This is a genomic window from Secundilactobacillus malefermentans DSM 5705 = KCTC 3548, assembly GCF_001436395.1.
Classification (GTDB): domain Bacteria; phylum Bacillota; class Bacilli; order Lactobacillales; family Lactobacillaceae; genus Secundilactobacillus; species Secundilactobacillus malefermentans.
Map to the genome: position 1 here is coordinate 1 of NZ_AZGJ01000004.1, position 20,904 is coordinate 20,904.

Genomic DNA, 20,904 nt, shown 5'->3' on the forward strand with positions numbered 1-20,904 from the left:
CAACAGGAAAAAGTATAGAACCATTATTAAGGTTGAAGCCATCTAAACTCAGAACCAATCATTTAATGATTGGTTCTTTTCTTTTTAAATTTCTTGCCCTATGGTGGTCAAGAGTGTTATAAATGAAGTATCAATGTAAGCGCTTCATACTATTTACAAAGGAGCTTTTTTATGATGAAAATTACAGTAACTGACAAGGCCAGCAAATGGTTTAAAGATGACATGGGTTTGGATGACGGAAGTTCATTGAGATTCTATGGTAAAGTATATGGAAATACCCCAGTTCACGATGGATTTTCACTGGCAATGACCCCTGATGGCGATACGTCTGATGCGTATGCCCTAACTGAAAAGGATGGCGTTAATTATTACGTGACTGAGGCTGATGAGTGGTTTTTTAAAGGCTACGATTTAGAGGTAGACTATGACGCAAAGCACGATGGGCCTCAATATAACTATATTCAAAATAACGAATTATAAAAAAAGGTAATTGCCATCGGCAATTACCTTTTCCTATTTTTACGACTATATAACTTTCGTAAAGCAACAAGTCCACAACTAACGAATAGCGTTAAACCACTTATAATCAGACCTAGATTGAAGTATGGGGGCCAGTACGAAAGAACAATGTGATGATTCCCTTTTGTTAATGAAAGGGCAATCATGTAATTTGCAGATTTTTGAATTTTAACCTTTTTACCATCAACTCGAGCCGTCCAGCCTTTATCATATGGAATAGTTGTTGAGAGCGTTTTTGCTTGGTTGCTCGTGACGTCAACATTACCAATGATTTTTCGTTGGCTATGATTAGTGACCTTTAACGGATGAGATTGTAGTTTCTTGATGGATTGTTTAAATTGATTGTTGTTTAGTTCATACAGGGTAAAGTTTTGAAGCCACAGACTATTGTGTTTCAACTGCATCTTAATATTGATTGTTTTACCTTTTGCGTTGCTAGCCACGTTTGTAATGACTGTGTGGCGGAAGGTGGGGTACTGATGCATTGTTTTCCCATTAATCGTCATTGTGACGTTATCCTCATCAATGTTTTGACCCAATGTTAAGTAATAGGAATTATTTGTTGTTGGGACGAATGATAAAGTGATACTTGCTGGTTTGAGAATACTCTGTTTCTGTAAAATCGCACCCGTCAAATTAGTTTGCTGCTTAATATTTTGGAACAGAACATGGTTAAAGTTTTGAGCGGTGAAAATATTTTGGTCATTAGAATTCCCCGTTAGTGAAGCAAGCCAATTAGCCTGATAATGAACTGGATCAAGCGTTTTATTTTTATAGGTAATTGAGTTGCTGGAACTAAGAAAGGCGAGAGGCAGAGCAAATTGGTTCTTATAGGTTTCCGTCGTTGCCGTTTGGTTAATCTTTCGATATTGATTAACATCGGGTTTATTGGTGATTTGTGGCAACGTGTAAGAGCTTTTAGCACTTGGAAGCGATGTTTTCCGTCCTGCAAAAACGTATTTCATATCAAGAATAGCGTCTGATACCAATGTCCCGTTTGTGTATGCAACAAAACCATCACCGTCTGGTTGGCCAATCTTACCAAAGAAGTTGGGTGTTTTCTTTTCAAGAGTAGATGAGAAGATGGATCCACCAAAATATTGATTAGATAGGGGATCATTTTTAGTTCGCATGAAAGTGGTCGCTACCCGGTAAAAGGATTGATTCTTACTGGCAACCTTTGCCGTTTGGGCAGATAGACTGTTACGATATAGTTCATACTCATTTTGGGAAACGTAACTTATGTTATTGAGGCTTAGTATGGCATTGAGCCCAAGTTCTGACAACATTAGTAGGCAAAAGACGAATGGGTAGAGAAGAAACTTACTTCTAGGAGTGGCAATTAGGCAAAGGGCCAAGGTTGCGAACAGCAAACCAAATACTAACTGGTTTGTGGATAGGAAGCTAAACTTCTTTTCATTTAACCAAACATAGCTAATACCGATTGCAAAGACAATAACAACGGTCAAAATTTGACGTAAATTTGGAACGAAATCAGGTTGCAAAGTCAACGCCGCAATCCAGACTAACCAGAAACAGACTACAAATGAAAAACGGTATGGGTACCAGATTGGAAATTGCATTGCATGCCAGATTAAGTCTAGCGGCTGGAAACAAAGGGAAAGTGCTAGGAAGAGCGTAAATAGGCCAGCCGCAATTTTAGTTCCTATATTAAATTGGCGACTGACGAAGAATAAGACAGCACCAATTAGGACAAATGACCCAATAAAAAGATTGGCCGTTCCTTTTGGCATTTGATCAAAATTGAAACTACCAACGAAGAATTTTGCAATCATTTTTGGCGGGAAAAAATCAAATTTGAATTTAAATTTAGTTACAGTATATTGAGCCTTACTACCGAGTAAGGAAAAGTAGGTGGGCAGGAGTATAAAAGCTGCAATAAGTGCACTCGTCAATGAACCCGCTATAAATTTCAACGTAGTCTTAAAGAAAGTGCGCCATGAGGTGAAGTGCCTGACACTTGCCCATAAATAGTACCCGATTATGAAGAGGCAAACCATATAAGCCATATAGTAATTAATAATTAGCAGGGCAGCCAGCCAGGGAACATAGGTCGTTAAGCGTCCTGAGGTTTCAAGCTTCTCGATTCCTAACACAATTAAAGGCAAAATAATGACGGCATCTAGCCACATTAAATTTAATTGGTTTGCAATCATCCAGCCAGAAAGCGCATAGGCAGTGGCAAAAAGTGGAACACGATAACCCGACTGCGATTTGGTCTGTAATAGAAGATAACCAAAACTAAGTCCGGCCAATCCATACTTTAATACAGTTAATACTAAGATACCGCTTGGTAATATTTTATCTGGAAAAAAGAGGAGCAATAGATTAAGTGGACTCATTAAGTAGTATGACCAAGTTCCGGTCATTTCACCACCTAGCGCCTTTCCAAACGAATAAAGGATTCCACTAGGATCATTTAAAAAAGAATGTCTGAAGTATGCAAAAAAATCAATGTATTGTTGGCCTAAATCCACCGTTAAAAGGGATGAACCACCAAAAGGCGCCATTTTTCGATAAATGAAATATCCCAACATGATAATTGCTGGAATGCTGAAGCTAAATATAAGTAAATTTCGCCGTTGGTGCGTGGGGCGTTTCTGATTAAGCAAGATACCACTCCAATTCTCTGATTAGATTAATAGTTTTATTTTACGATTTTAAAGAGGCTTTGTCGTTTCTTTTCTAGAATATCATAAAAAGTTTAAAATTCAGGTACTTCCATAGTTCTGAATAAGGAAATCTGTTAGAATAGTGAAGTTAAATAAGGAGCTTGAAAGACATTGAAGAATTTTTTTACCAACCTATTCAAACGAAATAGTAAAAGTAAGCCAGATGGCAATAAAAAAAGTGGGTCACAGATTCCGTTCAGATTGAACTTTCTTTTTATTATCGTTGCCGTTCTTTTTGCACTTTTAATTGGTCAGCTGGCCTATTTACAAGTTATGTACGGTACCAAGTTTAAGGCGGAAGTTAATAGCACCGATAATACGACAGAGACAAATAATGTCCAACGTGGAATGGTTTTTGATTCGACTGGTAAAGTGCTGGTTGGAAACAAAGCCCATCAAGCAATTACGTACACAAAGGGCATTAATACGTTATCTTCAGAAATTTACACGACGGCGACTGCCTTGGGTAAGTATTTATCGGTACCCACAAGTTCATTAACAAAACGCCAGGCCGCTGATTTTTATTTGTCAAACACAACGCAATTAAGGCAGATTGAGAAAAAGATTCCAAATATCAGTCAATATTCCTCTGATACGCGCTATGACAAGGCTCTAGCATACTTGCTTAAAAATAACATGCACTATACAAAACAGCAACGAAACGATGCAACTATTTTTGCAAAGATGAGTAGTGCTTACCAATTATCGACAACTTATATTAAGGCTTCAAGCGTTTCAAGCAAAGAAATTGCAGAAGTTGGCGAACATTTGTCATCAATGCCAGGTGTGAAGGTTGGAACTAGTTGGTCGAGAAATTATCCAAATGGATCTTCCATAAAGAGTATTATTGGAACCGTTTCTTCAGAAAAGACTGGATTGCCAAGTGATCGGGTCAATGAACTTTTGGCAGAGGGTTATTCTCGAAATGACTCAGTTGGTCAAAGTTACCTTGAAGAGCAATATGAACCAGTTTTACGTGGAACTAAATCTCAGACTGAGGTTGAAGTTACTGGTAACGACAAAATTAGTAAAGAAGTTAAAAAGTATGGTGGTAAGAAGGGCGATAATCTACAACTTACTATTAATGCTGGGTTCCAAAAGAAATTACAGTCCTTAGTGCGTTCTGCTGAAGGCAGTGCCGGTGGCTATTCTACAGGTACGTATGCAGTCGTGATGAATCCTAACACTGGCGGAATTATTGGGATTGCGGGTGTTGACCGAAATCCTTCTACAGGTAAAATAACCGATAACGCCCTTGGAACTATCAATAGTTCAATCGTTATGGGATCCGTTGTTAAGGGTGCAACAGTATCAGGTGCTTTAATGGATAAAGTCATCACGCCAACCAATTCAACACTGACTGATGAAGTTATCAACGTTGGGGGAGTTAAAAAATCTTCATGGTTCAATAAGAAAGGCTCTGCTAATATCGCGCTAGATGCGTCAACTGCATTGGAGGTTTCTTCTAACTCATACATGATGCAATTAGCAATGAAGGAAGCTAAATTTAATTATGTATCCGGTAGCGCACTGAACATGAAGACAAGTATTTTTAATAAGCTACGAGGTTACTTCAATCAATTTGGTTTAGGTGTTAAAACCGGTGTTGACTTACCTGGTGAGTCAACAGGACTAAAGGGATCAAGTACGAAGAAATATATTGGTAGCGCACTTGACCTTTCATTTGGAAACTACGATGCTTATACCGTTATGCAGGTAGCACAGTATATGTCCACCATTGCAAATGGGGGCTACCGATTACAGCCACACGTTCTTTCTTCTATTAGGGGAACGAGTGCAAGTGGTAAACTTGGTGCAGTTCAAGATTCAATCACGCCAAATATTTTGAATCAAATTGATATGACGGCTTCTGAACGAAAAGTTGTAACGGATGGCTTATACGATGTGGTCCACGGTTCAAATACCTACAAGACAGGTGGATCAATGTCCTCAATCTCACCAGGAATCTCTGGTAAAACGGGTACAGCTGAAACCTTCTACAAGGGGACATCAACCGTTACGCTTAGTTTGGCATCATATGCACCATCGAAGCATCCACAGGTTGTAGTCGCCTTGGCAATGCCTAATTTAGGTGAAGATGCTGAGGACAACAATATGCAACTAGCTAAGAAGATTTATTCCGCTTATTGGAGCATGGTGCAAGCAAAGCCAACAGATTAATGATTGGGTGTTAAGTAAAATTACTTAACAATTGTTATTTAAGACTGGTAATTTAGGCTAAATAATGATAATATATTACGAGTTAGGGCAGAAGCCTGAGTTATGAACAAGTTTGGAGGTCAGCGACCATGCGTGTACACATCACTTTAGAATGTACTGAGTGTCATGAACAAAATTACTTATCAAGTAAAAACCGACGTAACAATCCTGATCGGGTAGAATTCAACAAATATTGCCCACGTCAACGTAAAGTAACGTTACATCGTGAAACAAAGTAACACGAAGATAAGCAGCTATAATCCTTGCTATTAAAGGAATTGTGGTTGCTTATTTTTTTATTCTCATAAAATTACCCCATAATTTGACTGGCAAACATGGGAAATGCGCTAATTGAGGGGGTTAATTTTAAGGCCTAATTAGTGTAAGTATTTTTAGTCTGATTTGAATAATTATAAGAAGAAATTAAAAGCGAAAAATCTCTTTTTCAATTCATAGTAGGTGTGTTAAACTATTTTAGGTAGTTTTCTTTTTTGATACAAATATAAAAATAATTGGGTTGTTAGACGACTTTGAGACAAAAAGATAAATACTTTTAGAAAACATTGCTTGAAGCCACATGACTGATTGATGATGAATTGTGAGTGACAGCCCAGACTTTTTTGAAGGGGGAAAATGGATGACCGGTAAAAAAAGTCAAAGGAAGTTAATCATAGAGAAAATGCAAACGATTTCGCGGTCGGAAAAACTAGAACTTTCAAATTGTTTATATGATCGACTATTCAATGCTGAGGATTGGAAGAATGCCAATTCCATTGCGATTACCCTTTCAACGCCTATGGAAATTGATACGCAGCCGATTATTGAAAAAGCTTGGGCGAGTGGTAAGACTGTTCTCGTTCCGACAACCTTGTCAGACTGGCAGATGAAGTTTAGTCCGTATACGGTACAAACCGTTATTCAGAAAAATTCGCACGGAATAGATGAGCCGAAAAGTGGGGATGCCGTTGATGCAAGCCAAATTGACTTAATCATTGTTCCTGGCCTAGGATTTTCCACTTCGGACGGTTTTCGATTAGGATTTGGCGGTGGCTATTATGATCGCTATTTAGCGAGGTATTCCGGAAAGACGATTTCTCTAGCTCTACCTGTGCAAACGTTTGAAAGTCCTGAGTGGCCGACTTATGAGCACGATATCCCAATCCAATCAATCATTACGTGTGCTAATAGGGAGGAGGATGACAAATGAATCGTCAGTTAAAGCGAATTGATAATTCTCCATATGTAACAATTGGACTTCTTGGTATCATGGTAATCGTATTCTTACTGATGACCGTCATGGGTGGGAGTACAAATACGTATGTGCTGATTCAATTTGGTGCAAAAGTATCTAGCCTGATTCAAGCTGGACAGTGGTGGCGCTTATTTACACCAGTTTTTTTGCACATTGGGTTTGAGCATATTCTCTTAAATGGAATTACCCTATATTTCTTAGGACTTCAAATTGAACGAATTTTTGGCCACTGGCGCTATTTTATTATTTTTGTGGTGACAGCAATTGGGGGTAATTTAGCAAGTTTTGTATTCAGCCCTAATTCACTATCTGCAGGTGCTAGTACAGCAATCTTTGGTCTGTTTGGTGCATTTTTAATGCTTGGAGAATCTTTTTGGGAAAATCCTTACATTAGACAAATGACCAAAACATTTGCACTTTTTATTGTTTTGAATTTAGGATTTGATCTTTTATCTCCTGGAATTGACCTTTCTGGACATATTGGCGGCTTAGTCGCTGGTTTCCTGATTGGCTATGTTGTTGCTTTGCCAAAGAACATTTTAGGGAAAGTCAGCGTCGCAAAACGAGTTATTGCAGTAGTTGTATTGATCGTTGGGTTTGTTTGGTTATACGAAATGGGAATGAATGCTTAGCAACTGAATCTTCGTGCAATCTCAAAAAGGATGTGGCACAATGAGAAAGTTATACGATGTACAGCAACTTCTAAAGAAGTATGACATCTATGTATACGTTGGAAAACGGCTTTGGGATATTGAAGTCATGGCACTTGAGCTTGATCATTTACATGAAGCTAGTTTAGTTGATCATTCAACGTATGCGAAAGCAAAACTAGTATTGACACATGAGCATCGAATAGAAGAAGAGAGAGAAAAAGAAATTAGTGGAGGTAAGAACTGATGAAAGGCAACTTAATTGGAATTGATCTTGGAGGTACGACAACCAAAATTGCGTTCCTTAAAACGGATGGCGAAGTAACGGATAAGTGGAGTATTCCAACTGATATTTCTGATGAAGGAAAGAACATCGTTCCTAATATCATTGCTAGTATTAAAAAGCACGTGACTGATTCTGGAAGCAAACTCAGCGATTTTGCGGGTATTGGAATGGGTACTCCAGGATCTGTTGACATCGAAAACGGAACCGTTATTGGTGCTTATAACTTGAATTGGTCAAAACGACAAAACGTTCGGGATCAAATTCAAGGGGCACTTGGGTTACAGTTTGTACTAGATAACGATGCCAATGTTGCATCCCTTGGTGAATATTGGAAGGGTGCAGGCGAAAAGGACCAAGACGTCGTATTCGTGACACTTGGAACAGGTGTTGGCGGCGGAGTTATTGCCGGTGGCCATTTACTTCATGGCGTTAACGGTGGTGCTGGAGAGCTCGGCCATATTACAGTACAGCCAAATGGCTACTTATGTACATGTGGTAAGCATGGCTGTCTTGAACAGTATTCTTCAGCAACTGGAATCGTTCACGTTGCTAAAGATATGGCTGCTGAGTTTACTGGACAATCACGATTAAAAGAACTATTTGATAATCAAGAGGAAGTTACCTCAAAAATGGTTGTCTACTTAGCTGACAATGGTGATATTCTTGCCAATCAGATTGTTGATCGAGTATCTTTCTATCTTGGCTTAGCTTTAGCTAACGTTGCTAACACACTAAATCCAGCAAATATTATTATTGGTGGTGGTGTGTCAGCAGCTGGTAACACATTACTTCAACCAACAACACGTTACTTCCAAGAGAATAGTTTTCCATCAGTGCGAGACTCAACTAAACTTAGATTAGCGCAATTAGGTAATGATGCCGGTGTCATAGGTGCCGCATCACTTGCTTTAAGATTTATTGCCTAGCAAAAAGCTCCCATTTGGGAGTTTTTTTGATAGAACTAGTCAAATAAGCGTAAAACTAGTAAAATGTAATTATTAGTTATGAAGAGGGAAGGACGATTTAATCGTGTCTAATATGACAATTTATACAATTATTGTGTTAATAATTCTGGTTGTTTTCGCCGGATGGCAACTAATCACACTTTTACGAAGAAACAAAGTCGCAAAGATGATTGATGAGCCAGCATTTCAATCAGGATTGCATCACGCTCAAGTTATTGATGTTCGAGAAAAGAAACCATTTGATGAAGGCCATATTCTCGGTGCAAGGAATGTACCATACTCAACAATGAAAGCATATTATATGCAAATTCGTAAGGATCTACCAGTTTACTTGTATGATCAAAGTACAACGTTGAGCACCCGTGCTGCTCTATTGCTGGCTAAACACGGTTACTCAGAAATTTATATATTAAAACGTGGTTACCAACGATGGGAAGGCAAGACGAAGAAGTCTGAATAAAAAAATACCGGCTAGACTTCATAATGAAGGACTACCGGTATTTTTGTTATTTAGTTGATTTATCCACGATGGGCAGCACGGCTCTTGCGCATAGCCTTCTTGCGATTATCTTCGAAACGTTGCTCCTCAGATTCAATTGGCTCTACAACAGCCTTTTTAAAAGATAAGAGGGCACCAGCAACTGCGCCAATAGTAGCAACTGCGCCAAATAAGAATCCCTTTGAAAAATTTTTCATATAGCATCGTCTCCTTATTGTTTATTATTTAATTTGTTAGTCTTATTATGCAAGATTTTTTGAAAAATTACCAGTTTGACTCACTATTCTCAACCAATTGGAGTAAGAAAATGAAAGAAAAGTATACTCAAGTAATTGCACATCGTGGTAGCAAAGGAACTCGACCTGAAAATACACTAGCTTCTTTCCAAGAAGCGATAAATGCTGGAGCAGATGGTATTGAGACGGATGTTCATCTGTCTGCCGATCGACAATTGATTATTATGCATGACGAAAAAGTAAATCGGACAACCGATGGGACAGGACTAATCCTTGAAAAAACATTAGCCGAAATTAAAGAGCTTGATGCGGGATACAAATTTGGTTCGGAATATCGTGGCACCAAAGTTCCGACGCTTGAAGAGGTAGTCGATCTTTTAATTGAGAATGATTTCCATGGCGTTTTTAATCTCGAGTTAAAAACTAACAAGATTGCTTACATTGGGATCGAAGAATTAGTCACGGAACAATTGTCAAATCGGCGTCTGCCTTTCAAAATTATTTATTCCAGTTTTAATTCAGAATCAATCAAAAAGATGCATGAATTGAATCCTGATTCTGAGTATGCCAAGTTGTTTAAAACAGGTATTAAGCGAGTTATGCTACTAAAAAAAGGTCATTTAATCCAGGGAATTCATCCAGATATTAAGTGGGTTAAACGGCATAAATTGCTCTTACCACACATTCTCATCAGGCCTTGGACGGTTAACACGGAGGCAGATATGGCTTTTTGCTTTAAGCACAAGCTAGCAGGTCTCATCACGGATTATCCCAAACGTGCAATTGAGCTTCGGAAAGACATTCAAGGTGGTTAAAATGGAAAAAGTTTTGGCAATTGTTGGTCCAACTGCGGTAGGGAAAACTGCGCTATCCATTGAACTCGCAAAAAAGTATCATGGTGAAATTATTTCTGGAGATTCGATGCAAGTTTACCGGGGACTCGACATTGGCACTGCAAAAGTGACCGCTCAGGAAAAGCAGGGAATTGTCCATTATCTTATCGATATTCGGAATATTGATGAGCGATTTTCGGTTGCAGATTTTGTTTCACTTAGTCAAAAATTAATCTCAGAAATTAATCGTCGGGCACATTTGCCAATCATTGTTGGAGGAACCGGCTTCTATCTGAATGCGCTCCTTGATGGCTTGACTTTGGGCGGTGATTCTTATGACCAGAACGAGACAGTTCGAAATAAGTGGCGGGAGTTTGCTGCACAAAATGGTCATGAAGCATTATGGCAAAAACTACATAAAGTTGACCCCGAGGCAGCAGCCAAAATTCCAGTTAGTAATGAACGCAGAATCATTAGAGCGCTAGAAGTTTTCGAGAGAACTGGAAAGAAGATTTCGAGTCAAGAAATTAAACCTGATTCGAGATATGATGCGCTCGTCATAGGACTTAATACTGAACGAGAAGTGCTGTATAACAGGATTAATCAGCGTGTGGATCTGATGATGAAGGCGGGACTTGAACAGGAAGCGAGAACCCTTTTTACTGAAGGCGGTTTCAACTTTCAAGCGGGTAAAGGAATTGGCTATCGGGAGTTATTTCCTTATTTTGAAGGGAAAGCGCCCTTGATTGATGCAGTTAATGATATCAAGCTGGATTCTCGTCACTATGCCAAACGACAGTTAACCTGGTTTCGAAACAAATTGGATGTTAACTGGTTTAATCTCGTCCAAAATCCTGATGAAATACAAAAAATTAAGGAAACGGTTGCTGATTGGTTGTAGCCATGTTAGAAAACATAACATGAAACTCTTGACACTTATTTTTAAAGTGGTAAGCTTATGAATAAGTAAGGAGGTGACTGTTGTGAAAGGTAAAGAGCTGTTACGATCTCGTTCAGTTTTACCAATTGGTACAGTTATGAAATTGACCAATTTAACTGCGCGACAAATTCGATATTATGAGGAACAAGAACTTGTTTTACCAGATAGGAGCGAGGGAAATCGACGCTTATATTCATTAAATGATATTGACCGTTTACTGGAGGTTAAAGACTATTTGGATGATGGCATTAATATGGCCGGCATCAAAGAAATTTATCGACAGCGACGTCAAAAGCAAGCATCGAAACGTCATGAAGAAAATAAGCCGTTAACAGATAGCGACTTGAGGCGAATCTTACATGATGAGTTTATGAATTTGGGAGGCTTGGATACACCAGATCAACAGTCCTTCCGTACACATAATCCTTTGATGTAGCTGAATTTGATTTTAGAAAAATAAATAGAGGAGTGTCGACGATGGCAAAACATGATTACAACAAAGATGACATTAGACAGATGGCTAAAGATGAGAACGTTAAATTTTTACGCTTAATGTTTACGGATTTATTTGGAACGATTAAGAATGTTGAGGTTCCAATTTCACAATTGGAAAAACTTCTTGATAATAAGCTAATGTTTGATGGTTCTTCAATTGATGGCTTTGTTAGAATTGAAGAAAGTGATATGTATCTTTATCCTGATTTATCAACTTGGATGATTTTTCCTTGGAGTAGTGAACGAGGCAAAATTGCTCGTGTCATTTGCGAAGTTTATACACCAGATAAAGAACCATTTGAAGGCGATCCCCGTAATAATTTAATTCGAGTCCTTGACGATATGAAAAAAGCAGGATTTACCAGCTTTAACATTGGACCTGAACCTGAGTTCTTCTTATTCAAAATGGATGAAAATGGAAAACCAACGACAACGCTTAATGATCAAGGTTCCTATTTTGATATGGCACCAATGGACCTTGGCGAAAATTGTCGCCGTGAAATTGTTTTAACACTAGAGGAAATGGGCTTTGATGTTGAGGCGGCGCATCACGAAGTTGCCCCAGGGCAACACGAAATCGACTTTAAGTATGCTGATGCTTTAGAGGCTGCTGATAATATTCAGACCTTTAAACTTGTTGTGAAAACAGTTGCACGTAAATACGGTTTATATGCAACCTTCATGCCAAAACCATTAGCAGGTATTAACGGTTCCGGGATGCACATTAACATGTCACTGTTCCATAATGACGGAAACGCATTTTATGATAAGAAGGGTGAATTAGAGCTCTCCAAAGATGCCTATTACTTCTTGGGTGGACTGTTAACTCATGCCCGTAGTTTTACCGCTATTTGCAATCCAACGGTTAATTCCTACAAACGGTTAGTTCCTGGCTATGAAGCGCCTGTTTATGTTGCATGGTCCGGTTCAAATAGATCACCTTTAATCCGTGTACCAAGTTCTCGTGGTCTTTCTACTAGACTTGAACTGCGAAGTGTTGACCCAACTGCTAATCCATATTTGGCAATTGCTGCAATTCTTGAAGCAGGACTAGACGGTTTGAGAAATAAGATTGAGCCAACGGAAAGCGTTGACCGAAATATTTATCGTATGGATGAAGAGGAACGAGAAGAGAACCATATCACTAATCTACCGGACACGCTTCATAATGCATTGAAGGATTTAGAAACGGATACAGTAATGAGAAAGGCAATGGGATCACATTTGTTCCAAAGCTTTGTTGAAGCTAAAAATCTGGAATACAACGCTTATCGTACCCAAGTTTCTAAGTGGGAACGCGATCAATACATGGAACTCTATTAGACAAAAAAGAGAAGACTATTGTCCATTTCATCAATTTATTTGTGAATAAATTGAGAGACTGGCAACGGCCTTTTTTAATTTACAAAAAAATTTTAATGAAAGAGCTTTATTATTGTGACGTTTTTGGTTAACATGAAGTTAGTGATTGTACATATCTATATAACAGAATGAGGGAATATTATGGATAACCAGGGCCAAGTAACAGAAAATAATGCGAATCAATCAGACGTTCAGTTGAACGGAGAAATTAGTCAAAAGATCGAATATTTAACAACACTTCAAACAGCAATTGCTGATAAACATGATTTAAAGGCGTATGAACTTCTTGATACAACTCGATTTGGTAAGTTAATCAAGAAAACCAGAACGTCTACTAGACCAACCGGCCTGGAAAAATTGGTAGATGATTTGCACCCAGAACTAAGTCATTACTTGAGTCACCATCTCATCGACTATCTTGGGAAAACATATCCATTTTTCTATTATGATGAATATAAACTAGGAGAATTCCAAATTTATTTTGGAAACTGGTGGAATCGTCGACAGTTTGGCACCCTCGATGTCTTAAATATTGCTTTCAAGTTTGATGAAGATGAGTTTGATAAATTAAAAACAGGTTTCGAATTAGAAACGGAAAATAAGCGGTATAACAGTAGTCGAATCGAAGAAATATCTGCCAGTAATACTGATTTACAAAAGCTTATCGATGATCAAACGAATCGTGATCAACGTAAAGAGCAACTTAGGGCTCAGCTTAAAGAAAATGGGCAGAAGAGCACATTACCTTGGGACTCAGGGAAAGTTAAGGATGAGCGACAAGTAATTATTGATCAATTAAGTACATTGGCAGACGAGGATGAAGCAGCTCTAGATGCCAATAATACAATTAAAGAAAATGATGAACAAATCTTAGCATTGTCAAAAGAAGACACCATCATTAACTATGAAATGCAAAGTATAAAAAAGACTTTTGAAGACTTCAGTCGATTTAATCAACGAAATCAAAGTCTATATACCGATTATCTAAATAGCCTAGTAGGGGAAGCGCGGGTGAACGCAGATGATTAATGAAAATGATCCTTCAACCTTAAGTACGAGTGGTAGATTATTGGCGTATAACGACGCTATTAAATCTGGTCTCGAAACGGGTGAAAAATTCACAAAATTAATGGATCAACTAGTCCAAACAACTGATCCTGAATTATTATTGCAGGCCGCGGATGCCTTATCGGTTTATTCGTTGAATTCCGATTATGTGACATTTCCACATCAATATTCGTTTGCCGATTTTTATCTGATTTTTGTAAGCCGGATGTGGGAACTTCATGGTGAAGGCGACGCAATCACTTTGGAATCATCAGAATATCAAGAACAACTAAATCAACAAATTACTGTTCTAGATGACTCAGGTACATTTAATTTCAGTAATACGGGGTCTGATGATAGTGGCGTTTATTATCAGGAACGGGCAAGTGGCCAATCCTTGTTCTATTTGAATTTGCAAAAAAAGATGCTGCGATTTAACAGCCATGCATTTACTCAACTATTTATCATTCAGTATGCAGATAAAGTCGAAAAGTCTGATATTTTAAAAGCTGTTCAAGTTTTTATTAATCTCGGGAACTATCTCAAAAAGGATTTCGGTTTTAGCGTGGACTTTAATATGTTAGATACAGATAATAGTGAAGTTTATGAATTCCAAAATGAGCACTTATCCGAGTCTATTGTTGATAAACTCTTCGTTTCTGCTGCACACGAAGGGTACATGCTTGAAAATAGCGCGACCGGTACCGGAGCAATGCTACATTTAAAGGATGATTTAGTCGTTCAGGTTTATAATAAAGGATCACAAAGCGATCCAGACTGGGTTTTAAGTGTTCATGATAAACTACAACAAGTTTCCTGGTTCAAATTATTAATTGATTATGATTTCCTAAAAGCTTGGTATCTAAATGATTTGGCTGAGTTGGAAATTAAATCTGATCCGCTCGTTTTTGCCTAATAGAAGGGACGATATTAATAAATGGCATTGGATTTAGGTGCATTACTAAAAAAGTCCATTCAGTTGGATCAAAGTATTTCGGATCAAAAATCACTTTATATGAAAAAAGAATTAGCAATTCAAAATGCCTACGTTTCACTTGATGTGGAGTTGGCAGAGATTGCAAACACTGCTGAGTGGTTTAAAATTTGGAAAGAGAATCGCGGCAAGAAAGCAACTGAAGGGAAAACTCACAGACAAACCTTATTGGAAGAATATGTCGATGCGCTTGATTTCTATCTGCTTGTTGCTGCTAAGCAAACCTGGTCTCACCTAATTGTGATTGATCCAGCTGATTTAACAGAATTAAGTCAAAATAGTCCTGACAAAAACATGGATCAACATTATCTAGTGATGAAAGAACAGTTATTTGATAGTCACTTTAATCATAGACAGGAATCATTCAGACACTCATGGCGTCTTTTTCTTAAATGGGGCCTGGTTGATTTTAAATTTACTCAAGATGAAATTCAGAATGCCTATTTGAAAAAGAATCAAATCAACTATGATCGCCAAAATAATGGGTACTAACTAAAATAGAGGCAAGCGGGTTTGTATACCTGCTTGCCTCTATTTAATATTCCCCCGTTATGCGTTTCGGTTCATTTTGGGGTTATCAGAAAAATGTCTGCTGTTCTTTTTGACGGACTTAGAGTAGTCCAAGTAATATTGCCAAATACCTGCACCAATAATAAGAAAAATAATAAATAATAGAAAAATCATACTAATTCCTCCAATCAGAATCAGAACATGTTACACTTTGATTATGGTAATGTTACGAAATAATTTCAAACAATACACTCTGTGCTTTGGTGTTCTTAATGGTTTCTTAAAACTTAACGTATATTTTTGATAATCAATGAATTTTTATGAAATAGTAGATTGACTTTACCCTATAGGCTAATTTATAATAGTAAATGTTCGTGATGCTATGTCGCAATAGCTCAGCTGGATAGAGCAACGGTCTTCTAAACCGTAGGTCGAGGGTTCGAATCTCTCTTGCGACATTTTGCAAACTGATTAAGGCGCCTATTATTCGTAATAGGCGTCTTTTTGTTTTTAAAAGAGGCTCATTTGTCGTGCTGTTTTCGCAACATGATGTTATCTAATTTATTTAATTAGATAAATATTATAAATAGCAGGTATGTAAGTACCTTAAAATTAGATTATGGTGTATACTATTTTATGCCAATAAAGGTTACTATGTGTGATAAATTTAAGCTTTGAATATAAAAAAGCCCTGAATTGGTAATTTACATGAATGACGAGGTAAGGCATGAATCAGAAGATATTTAAAAGTCTATAATAATAAAGCCGATTACTGTTTATTTAATTTGAACGGTTTATAATAGCCGTTAGCTTAAAAAGTACTATAAAAAAGTGAAATTTAATGATGCAGTGGACATTAATAATTGAGAAATTTAATAATGAGGGGGATTTACCATTAAATCTAAAGCAGACCCGCGAGTGGTTAAAACTCGCAAAAACTTAAAAAATGCATTAATTGAGCTTCTAGGTGAGCACAAGATTTCTGAAATTAGTATTCAAAAAATAACAGATACTGCCCATGTAACTCGAGGCACATTCTATTTACACTATGAAGATAAAAATGATTTCATTTCGCGAACGTTGGCAGAAATTATGACTGGTTTTTTTGACGCAGTCATTGTTAGAGCAGATTATGTAAATGATAAGTGGCAGTACGGCGAAAATGGAAACTTCAGATTGTTTTCGATTAATAAAGCTTTTGATTATATTGAAGAAAATGCAAAAACATTCGATGTCTTATTGAACAAATATGAGAATGATGATTTTCGAGCTGAATTTGAAAGCAAACTATCAAAATTATTGACTGAGTTTTTTGATCAATCCAAAACGATGCTTAATTCTACAGATGGAAGTAAATTTTCAACCGATGCGTTATCAGATGATATTTTGATTGCATATCTGGTATCCGCTCATATTGGAATTATCCAGCTTTGGCTGCAAGGCGGCATGAAATACACAGCTCGATACATGACCAAGAGCGTTGATCAAATAAATGATGCTATAGAAGCTCAGTTCCCAGTTTCAGGTTTCTTTGTCAGTCAATTGTAATCAGCCATTGACTTCGTTGCTGAAATTAGATATAATTTTAATGTTGTAATTGTGGACTTCCACAGCTACAACCGCTCGAAATGAGTCTAAGTTCGCTTGCGACACTTATTTTCGGCGAGTCTGAGTTAAAATTATAAGGAGGTGCACAAATATGTACGCAATTATTGTTACAGGTGGCAAGCAATACCGAGTTGAAAAGGGCGAAGCAGTTTATGTTGAAAAGCTAAGCGCTGATGCTGGCGAAAAGGTTACTTTTGATCAAGTAGTCTTTGTAGGCGGTGACACAACGAAGGTTGGAACACCACTTGTTGATGGTGCAACTGTTTCAGGAACTGTTGAAAAGCAGGGTCGTGAAAAGAAGGTTGTTACATTCAAGTACAAGGCAAAGAAGGGTCAACATTCTAAAGTTGGTCATCGTCAACCTTATACTAAGGTTGTTATCGACGCAATCAATGCATAGAGGTGATTTTTACCGTGATTAAAGCAGTTTTTGTTCATAATAACTCTAATCGAGTTAGTGGATTTGAAATAACTGGACATGCAGACTCTGGACCATATGGAATGGATATAGTATGTGCAGCGGTTTCGGCTCTTTCAATCGCAACGGTAAATGGTCTAACTCGTGTCGCAAAGATTGAGCCAAAAGTTGAGAGTGATGATGAAAATGGGGGCCTTTTAAAGGTGCAAATTCCAGTGGATTCGGATTCTCAGAAAAATTTGGTGGCTAATGCACTTGCCCAATCCCTAGAGGATGGACTTAGTGATGTTGCTTTAAATTATAAATCGTTTATGAAATTAGAAATTACAGAAAAATAATAACTGGAGGTGTATCTGATGCTTAAGATGAACTTACAATTTTTCTCTCACCATAAAGGTGGAGGTTCAACTTCTAACGGCCGTGATTCAGCAGGTCGTCGTTTAGGAACAAAGGCTGCTGATGGTTCAGTAGTAACAAGTGGTTCAATTCTTTACCGTCAACGTGGAACTCATATTTACCCAGGTGTTAATGTTGCCCGTGGTAATGATGATACTTTGTTCTCAAAGGTTAATGGTGTTGTTCGCTTCGAACGTAAAGGTCGCGACAAGCGCCAAGTTTCCGTTTATCCAGTAGCTGAAGCTGCTGCTAAATAGTAATAATGAAGGGGGATCCGGTTGGGTCCTTTTTTTATTGCAGTTTGTGACGCATATAAAATGAGGTGTTTGAAATCAATTCTCAAATCACTAAAGTTCAAGAAAAATTTGATCAATATAGAATTGATGCGCTACTCGTGAGTGATCGATTAAATTTAAGATATCTTTTCGGACTAGATGTTACTGCTGGTGATGGGTACGGATTAATTACTGAGAACGATGCATTTTATGTAACCGATGCTCGGTTTGTTTCTGAGTTAAATCAAAATTTTCCAGATTTAAAAACAGTCATTACGCGTGATTATCTATCTGGCATCTGTCAGCTAATTGAAATAAATGATGTGACAGTACTAGGATTTGAATCGACACTTTCCTATGCTGATTATGATCAACTGGACGAGTTGGTCGTTAGTGATATTGTCCCCATGCCAGGGTTAATTGATGAGATTCGTGAGGTAAAGGATCAACGGGAAATTGATAAGATTGCAAGAGCTTGTCGACTGACGGTTGAGGGCTTAGCTGAATTAGAAGGTAATTTGAAGCCAGGCGTTACTGAGAAAGAGTTAGCGAATCAATTACTAGTCATTATGGCAAAAAAAGGATCCACTGGGACTAGTTTTTCAACGATTGTGGCAACCGGAATTCGTTCCGCTTTTCCACATGGTATCGCAAGCGACAAATTGGTTGAAAACGGTGATTTAGTGACAATTGATTGTGGATTCTATTTCGATGGTTATACCTCTGATGTCACGAGATCGTTCATTGTTGGTGAAGGTACAGAAAAGCAGAAAGAAATTTTAAAAGTCGTAGCTGAGGCAAAGAATGCGACTATTGCGGCCATCAAACCTGGAATCACTGGCGCTCAATTAGACGAAATTGGTCGAAAAATTATTGAAAAAGCTGGTTTTGGTGCTCAATTCATTCATGGAATGGGTCACGGAATTGGACTTGATATTCATGAAGGCCCCAATATTGGCGGTGGATTTGAACAACCCCTAAAATCTGGGAACGTTATTACGATTGAACCGGGAATTTATATCGAAAATTTCGGTGGGGTTAGACTTGAAGACGATGTATTAGTGACAAGCTCTGGCTACAAAATTCTTTCAAGTTTAGGGTGAGTTTTCATTTAATATGGATAAATACGTATGAAATCTTGCAATTTAGACCAAAGAATTGCTATGATATAAGGGACATATTTTAGGAGGAAAAACTATGGCTATTTCTACAGCTGATTTTAAAAATGGATTAACAATCGAAGTTGACAACGCAATTTGGAGAATTATTGAATTCCAACACGTTAAACCTGGTAAGGGTGGTGCGTTTGTTCGTTCTAAGCTTAAGAACCTACGTACTGGAGCCGTGCAAGAAAAGACGTTCCGTGCCGGTGCAAAGATGGAACAAGCACCAATTGTGACTCGTAAAATGCAATATCTTTATGAAGACGGCGATTCACGTGTCTTTATGGATAATGATAACTATGAGCAAATCAGTATTCCAGATGATCAAATTAAGTCAGAATTAAACTATCTACAAGAAAACATGGCCGTTAGTGTTGTGCAGTACGGTACTGAAACAATCGGAATTGAAATTCCTAATACCGTTGTGTTGACTGTTAAAGCAACAGAACCAGGTATCAAGGGTAGTACCGCTTCTGGTGGCTCAAAACCAGCTACAATGGATACAGGGTTAGTTGTACAAGTTCCATTCTTTGTTAATGAGGACGATAAGATTTCAATCAATACTCAGGATGGTACTTACATTTCTCGAGCTTAGTTTACGTGAAATCGAGTTGTTGAAAAGGAGGCAAATGCGATGGCAGAAGATACTAATATTATCTTGACGGCTGATGAACCCACGTTAGGCCAAATAGAATTAGCACCGCAAGTTTTGGAAATTATTGCTGGCATAGCTGCAACGGATGTTGACGGCGTTGCTAGTATGCGTGGATCATTCGCTAACAGTGTGAATGAACTTTTTGGTCGTAAAGAACATGGTAAGGGTGTTAAGCTGGTTCTCAATGATGATGAACTTGATGTCGATATCTATGTTTATCTAGATTACGGCAGTGCAGTTCCTAAAGTTGCGATGGCAATTCAAGAGAATGTCAAAGAGCGACTTTTATTCATGACGGATCTTAAAGTTCGCCAAGTTAACGTTCACGTGGAAGGCGTCATTCCCGAAAAAGCTGACGCAGGTGTCGATCCAAATCATCTTTTCGATGATGAAACTAAGGAAAATGGTGAAGTTAAGTGAGTGAAGAAATGACTCGTCATCAAATTCGAGAACGTGCTTTTCAAACATTATTTGCTTTGAATGCAAATAAAGAGGGCGATAAGCAGGCAATATTTGATCAATTATTAGGTGATGAAGGTGAAGAACAAGTTACAGTTCCGACGTACCTTAATGTGTTGGTTGATGGTGTTTTAGAACATCAGTCTGATCTTGATGACTTAATCACTAAGTACCTGAGTGAGGGTTGGTCAATCAATCGAATCGCAAAAACGGATTTAGTGATTCTTCGACTAGCTTTTTTTGAAACGAAATTCGTTGAGGATGTTCCCAATCCAGTTGCTGTTGATGAGGCACTTGAATTAGCAAAAAGGTTTAGTGATGATCGTTCACGACGATTCATTAATGGTGTTTTGTCGCATACAATTGAAACAACTAAATAATTGAAAGGTTTCTTCTCCAATTTTGGAGAAGGAACTTTTTTTATACCTT

General features: G+C 37.9%; 25 protein-coding genes, 1 tRNA gene and 1 other annotated feature. Of the genes, 24 read left to right on the plus strand and 2 right to left on the minus strand.

The window, feature by feature from the left end:
- The first annotated feature begins 174 nt into the window (after positions 1-174).
- Positions 175-480: a HesB/YadR/YfhF family protein gene (locus tag FD44_RS01300; protein WP_010619934.1), complete on the plus strand. Its 306-nt coding sequence runs from the start codon at positions 175-177 to the stop codon at positions 478-480.
- Between the two features lie 23 nt (positions 481-503).
- Here the strand turns inward: FD44_RS01300 and FD44_RS01305 are convergent, their stop codons facing one another.
- Positions 504-3,152, minus strand: a complete 2,649-nt coding sequence (locus FD44_RS01305) for a YfhO family protein (RefSeq protein WP_010619933.1) — start codon at positions 3,150-3,152, stop codon at positions 504-506.
- 171 nt (positions 3,153-3,323) lie between these two features.
- Between FD44_RS01305 and FD44_RS01310 the strand changes: the two genes are divergently transcribed.
- The 7 genes from FD44_RS01310 to FD44_RS01335 all read left to right on the plus strand — a co-directional run bounded on the left by FD44_RS01310 (position 3,324) and on the right by FD44_RS01335 (position 9,045).
- On the plus strand, positions 3,324-5,393 hold the full coding sequence (locus FD44_RS01310) for a peptidoglycan D,D-transpeptidase FtsI family protein (protein ID WP_010619932.1): 2,070 nt from the start codon (positions 3,324-3,326) through the stop codon (positions 5,391-5,393).
- Positions 5,394-5,521: 128 nt separating this feature from the next.
- Positions 5,522-5,671 (plus strand): 50S ribosomal protein L33, encoded by a 150-nt coding sequence (rpmG, locus tag FD44_RS10270; protein ID WP_010619931.1) that lies wholly within the window; start codon positions 5,522-5,524, stop codon positions 5,669-5,671.
- A gap of 398 nt (positions 5,672-6,069) precedes the next feature.
- On the plus strand, positions 6,070-6,639 hold the full coding sequence (locus FD44_RS01315; RefSeq protein ID WP_010619930.1) for a 5-formyltetrahydrofolate cyclo-ligase: 570 nt from the start codon (positions 6,070-6,072) through the stop codon (positions 6,637-6,639).
- Positions 6,636-7,316 carry a rhomboid family intramembrane serine protease gene (locus FD44_RS01320; protein WP_010619929.1) on the plus strand — a complete coding sequence of 227 codons (681 nt, stop codon included), beginning with the start codon at positions 6,636-6,638 and terminating at the stop codon, positions 7,314-7,316. Before FD44_RS01315 ends, FD44_RS01320 begins: the two co-directional genes overlap by 4 nt.
- A gap of 40 nt (positions 7,317-7,356) precedes the next feature.
- Positions 7,357-7,581, plus strand: coding sequence for a YqgQ family protein (locus FD44_RS01325; RefSeq protein ID WP_010619928.1), 225 nt, complete (start codon positions 7,357-7,359; stop codon positions 7,579-7,581).
- Complete coding sequence (locus FD44_RS01330; protein ID WP_010619927.1) at positions 7,581-8,546, plus strand: ROK family glucokinase; 966 nt, start codon at positions 7,581-7,583, stop codon at positions 8,544-8,546. Before FD44_RS01325 ends, FD44_RS01330 begins: the two co-directional genes overlap by 1 nt.
- 112 nt (positions 8,547-8,658) lie before the next feature.
- Entirely contained in the window at positions 8,659-9,045 is a 387-nt protein-coding gene (locus FD44_RS01335; protein ID WP_033445219.1) for a rhodanese-like domain-containing protein, read from the plus strand.
- A 59-nt stretch (positions 9,046-9,104) separates the two neighbouring features.
- Here FD44_RS01335 and FD44_RS10275 read toward each other — a convergent pair whose 3' ends face one another.
- Positions 9,105-9,281 carry a DUF3042 family protein gene (locus tag FD44_RS10275; RefSeq protein WP_010619925.1) on the minus strand — a complete coding sequence of 59 codons (177 nt, stop codon included), beginning with the start codon at positions 9,279-9,281 and terminating at the stop codon, positions 9,105-9,107.
- A gap of 110 nt (positions 9,282-9,391) precedes the next feature.
- Here FD44_RS10275 and FD44_RS01340 point away from each other — a divergent pair, with 110 nt between their 5' ends.
- The 16 genes from FD44_RS01340 to nusB all read left to right on the plus strand — a co-directional run bounded on the left by FD44_RS01340 (position 9,392) and on the right by nusB (position 20,855).
- Positions 9,392-10,135, plus strand: coding sequence for a glycerophosphodiester phosphodiesterase (locus tag FD44_RS01340; protein ID WP_010619924.1), 744 nt, complete (start codon positions 9,392-9,394; stop codon positions 10,133-10,135).
- Position 10,136: 1 nt separating this feature from the next.
- The gene (gene miaA, locus FD44_RS01345; RefSeq protein ID WP_010619923.1) at positions 10,137-11,054 is read left to right on the plus strand and encodes a tRNA (adenosine(37)-N6)-dimethylallyltransferase MiaA; all 918 of its coding nucleotides are present in this window, start codon (positions 10,137-10,139) and stop codon (positions 11,052-11,054) included.
- 82 nt (positions 11,055-11,136) lie between these two features.
- Positions 11,137-11,529 carry a MerR family transcriptional regulator gene (locus FD44_RS01350; RefSeq protein ID WP_010619922.1) on the plus strand — a complete coding sequence of 131 codons (393 nt, stop codon included), beginning with the start codon at positions 11,137-11,139 and terminating at the stop codon, positions 11,527-11,529.
- A 41-nt stretch (positions 11,530-11,570) separates the two neighbouring features.
- Positions 11,571-12,911: a type I glutamate--ammonia ligase gene (gene glnA / locus FD44_RS01355; protein WP_010619921.1), complete on the plus strand. Its 1,341-nt coding sequence runs from the start codon at positions 11,571-11,573 to the stop codon at positions 12,909-12,911.
- A gap of 180 nt (positions 12,912-13,091) precedes the next feature.
- The gene (locus tag FD44_RS01360; RefSeq protein ID WP_010619920.1) at positions 13,092-13,979 is read left to right on the plus strand and encodes a hypothetical protein; all 888 of its coding nucleotides are present in this window, start codon (positions 13,092-13,094) and stop codon (positions 13,977-13,979) included.
- Positions 13,972-14,913: a hypothetical protein gene (locus tag FD44_RS01365; RefSeq protein ID WP_010619919.1), complete on the plus strand. Its 942-nt coding sequence runs from the start codon at positions 13,972-13,974 to the stop codon at positions 14,911-14,913. The genes FD44_RS01360 and FD44_RS01365 overlap by 8 nt, the downstream gene beginning before the upstream one ends.
- A gap of 21 nt (positions 14,914-14,934) precedes the next feature.
- Complete coding sequence (locus tag FD44_RS01370; RefSeq protein WP_010619918.1) at positions 14,935-15,483, plus strand: dUTP diphosphatase; 549 nt, start codon at positions 14,935-14,937, stop codon at positions 15,481-15,483.
- A 402-nt stretch (positions 15,484-15,885) separates the two neighbouring features.
- Positions 15,886-15,959 (plus strand) — tRNA-Arg (locus tag FD44_RS01375).
- Positions 15,960-16,419: 460 nt separating this feature from the next.
- The gene (locus FD44_RS01380) at positions 16,420-17,049 is read left to right on the plus strand and encodes a TetR/AcrR family transcriptional regulator (RefSeq protein ID WP_010619917.1); all 630 of its coding nucleotides are present in this window, start codon (positions 16,420-16,422) and stop codon (positions 17,047-17,049) included.
- A gap of 59 nt (positions 17,050-17,108) precedes the next feature.
- Positions 17,109-17,181 (plus strand) — a sequence feature (ribosomal protein L21 leader region).
- Positions 17,182-17,200: 19 nt separating this feature from the next.
- Positions 17,201-17,509, plus strand: coding sequence for a 50S ribosomal protein L21 (rplU, locus tag FD44_RS01385; protein WP_010619916.1), 309 nt, complete (start codon positions 17,201-17,203; stop codon positions 17,507-17,509).
- A gap of 14 nt (positions 17,510-17,523) precedes the next feature.
- Entirely contained in the window at positions 17,524-17,865 is a 342-nt protein-coding gene (locus FD44_RS01390) for a ribosomal-processing cysteine protease Prp (protein WP_010619915.1), read from the plus strand.
- Between the two features lie 18 nt (positions 17,866-17,883).
- Entirely contained in the window at positions 17,884-18,180 is a 297-nt protein-coding gene (gene rpmA / locus FD44_RS01395; RefSeq protein WP_010619914.1) for a 50S ribosomal protein L27, read from the plus strand.
- A gap of 65 nt (positions 18,181-18,245) precedes the next feature.
- Entirely contained in the window at positions 18,246-19,301 is a 1,056-nt protein-coding gene (locus FD44_RS01400) for a M24 family metallopeptidase (protein ID WP_010619913.1), read from the plus strand.
- Between the two features lie 94 nt (positions 19,302-19,395).
- Positions 19,396-19,956, plus strand: coding sequence for an elongation factor P (gene efp, locus FD44_RS01405; protein WP_010619912.1), 561 nt, complete (start codon positions 19,396-19,398; stop codon positions 19,954-19,956).
- A 39-nt stretch (positions 19,957-19,995) separates the two neighbouring features.
- Positions 19,996-20,436: an Asp23/Gls24 family envelope stress response protein gene (locus FD44_RS01410; RefSeq protein ID WP_010619911.1), complete on the plus strand. Its 441-nt coding sequence runs from the start codon at positions 19,996-19,998 to the stop codon at positions 20,434-20,436.
- Positions 20,437-20,444: 8 nt separating this feature from the next.
- The gene (gene nusB, locus FD44_RS01415; protein WP_033445222.1) at positions 20,445-20,855 is read left to right on the plus strand and encodes a transcription antitermination factor NusB; all 411 of its coding nucleotides are present in this window, start codon (positions 20,445-20,447) and stop codon (positions 20,853-20,855) included.
- Positions 20,856-20,904: the final 49 nt, after the last annotated feature.

What these genes read in the sequence shown, in the direction of transcription:
- FD44_RS10275 (WP_010619925.1), bottom strand. Translation starts at nt 9,281, where the DNA reads ATGAAAAATTTTTCAAAGGGATTCTTATTTGGCGCAGTTGCTACTATT.
- miaA (WP_010619923.1), top strand. Translation starts at nt 10,137, where the DNA reads ATGGAAAAAGTTTTGGCAATTGTTGGTCCAACTGCGGTAGGGAAAACT.
- glnA (WP_010619921.1), top strand. Translation starts at nt 11,571, where the DNA reads ATGGCAAAACATGATTACAACAAAGATGACATTAGACAGATGGCTAAA.
- FD44_RS01370 (WP_010619918.1), top strand. Translation starts at nt 14,935, where the DNA reads ATGGCATTGGATTTAGGTGCATTACTAAAAAAGTCCATTCAGTTGGAT.
- FD44_RS01365 (WP_010619919.1), top strand. Translation starts at nt 13,972, where the DNA reads ATGATTAATGAAAATGATCCTTCAACCTTAAGTACGAGTGGTAGATTA.
- nusB (WP_033445222.1), top strand. Translation starts at nt 20,445, where the DNA reads ATGACTCGTCATCAAATTCGAGAACGTGCTTTTCAAACATTATTTGCT.
- FD44_RS01325 (WP_010619928.1), top strand. Translation starts at nt 7,357, where the DNA reads ATGAGAAAGTTATACGATGTACAGCAACTTCTAAAGAAGTATGACATC.
- FD44_RS01320 (WP_010619929.1), top strand. Translation starts at nt 6,636, where the DNA reads ATGAATCGTCAGTTAAAGCGAATTGATAATTCTCCATATGTAACAATT.
- FD44_RS01300 (WP_010619934.1), top strand. Translation starts at nt 175, where the DNA reads ATGAAAATTACAGTAACTGACAAGGCCAGCAAATGGTTTAAAGATGAC.
- FD44_RS01335 (WP_033445219.1), top strand. Translation starts at nt 8,659, where the DNA reads ATGACAATTTATACAATTATTGTGTTAATAATTCTGGTTGTTTTCGCC.
- FD44_RS01410 (WP_010619911.1), top strand. Translation starts at nt 19,996, where the DNA reads ATGGCAGAAGATACTAATATTATCTTGACGGCTGATGAACCCACGTTA.
- FD44_RS01315 (WP_010619930.1), top strand. Translation starts at nt 6,070, where the DNA reads ATGACCGGTAAAAAAAGTCAAAGGAAGTTAATCATAGAGAAAATGCAA.
- FD44_RS01360 (WP_010619920.1), top strand. Translation starts at nt 13,092, where the DNA reads ATGGATAACCAGGGCCAAGTAACAGAAAATAATGCGAATCAATCAGAC.
- FD44_RS01330 (WP_010619927.1), top strand. Translation starts at nt 7,581, where the DNA reads ATGAAAGGCAACTTAATTGGAATTGATCTTGGAGGTACGACAACCAAA.
- FD44_RS01340 (WP_010619924.1), top strand. Translation starts at nt 9,392, where the DNA reads ATGAAAGAAAAGTATACTCAAGTAATTGCACATCGTGGTAGCAAAGGA.
- rplU (WP_010619916.1), top strand. Translation starts at nt 17,201, where the DNA reads ATGTACGCAATTATTGTTACAGGTGGCAAGCAATACCGAGTTGAAAAG.
- efp (WP_010619912.1), top strand. Translation starts at nt 19,396, where the DNA reads ATGGCTATTTCTACAGCTGATTTTAAAAATGGATTAACAATCGAAGTT.
- rpmG (WP_010619931.1), top strand. Translation starts at nt 5,522, where the DNA reads ATGCGTGTACACATCACTTTAGAATGTACTGAGTGTCATGAACAAAAT.
- rpmA (WP_010619914.1), top strand. Translation starts at nt 17,884, where the DNA reads ATGCTTAAGATGAACTTACAATTTTTCTCTCACCATAAAGGTGGAGGT.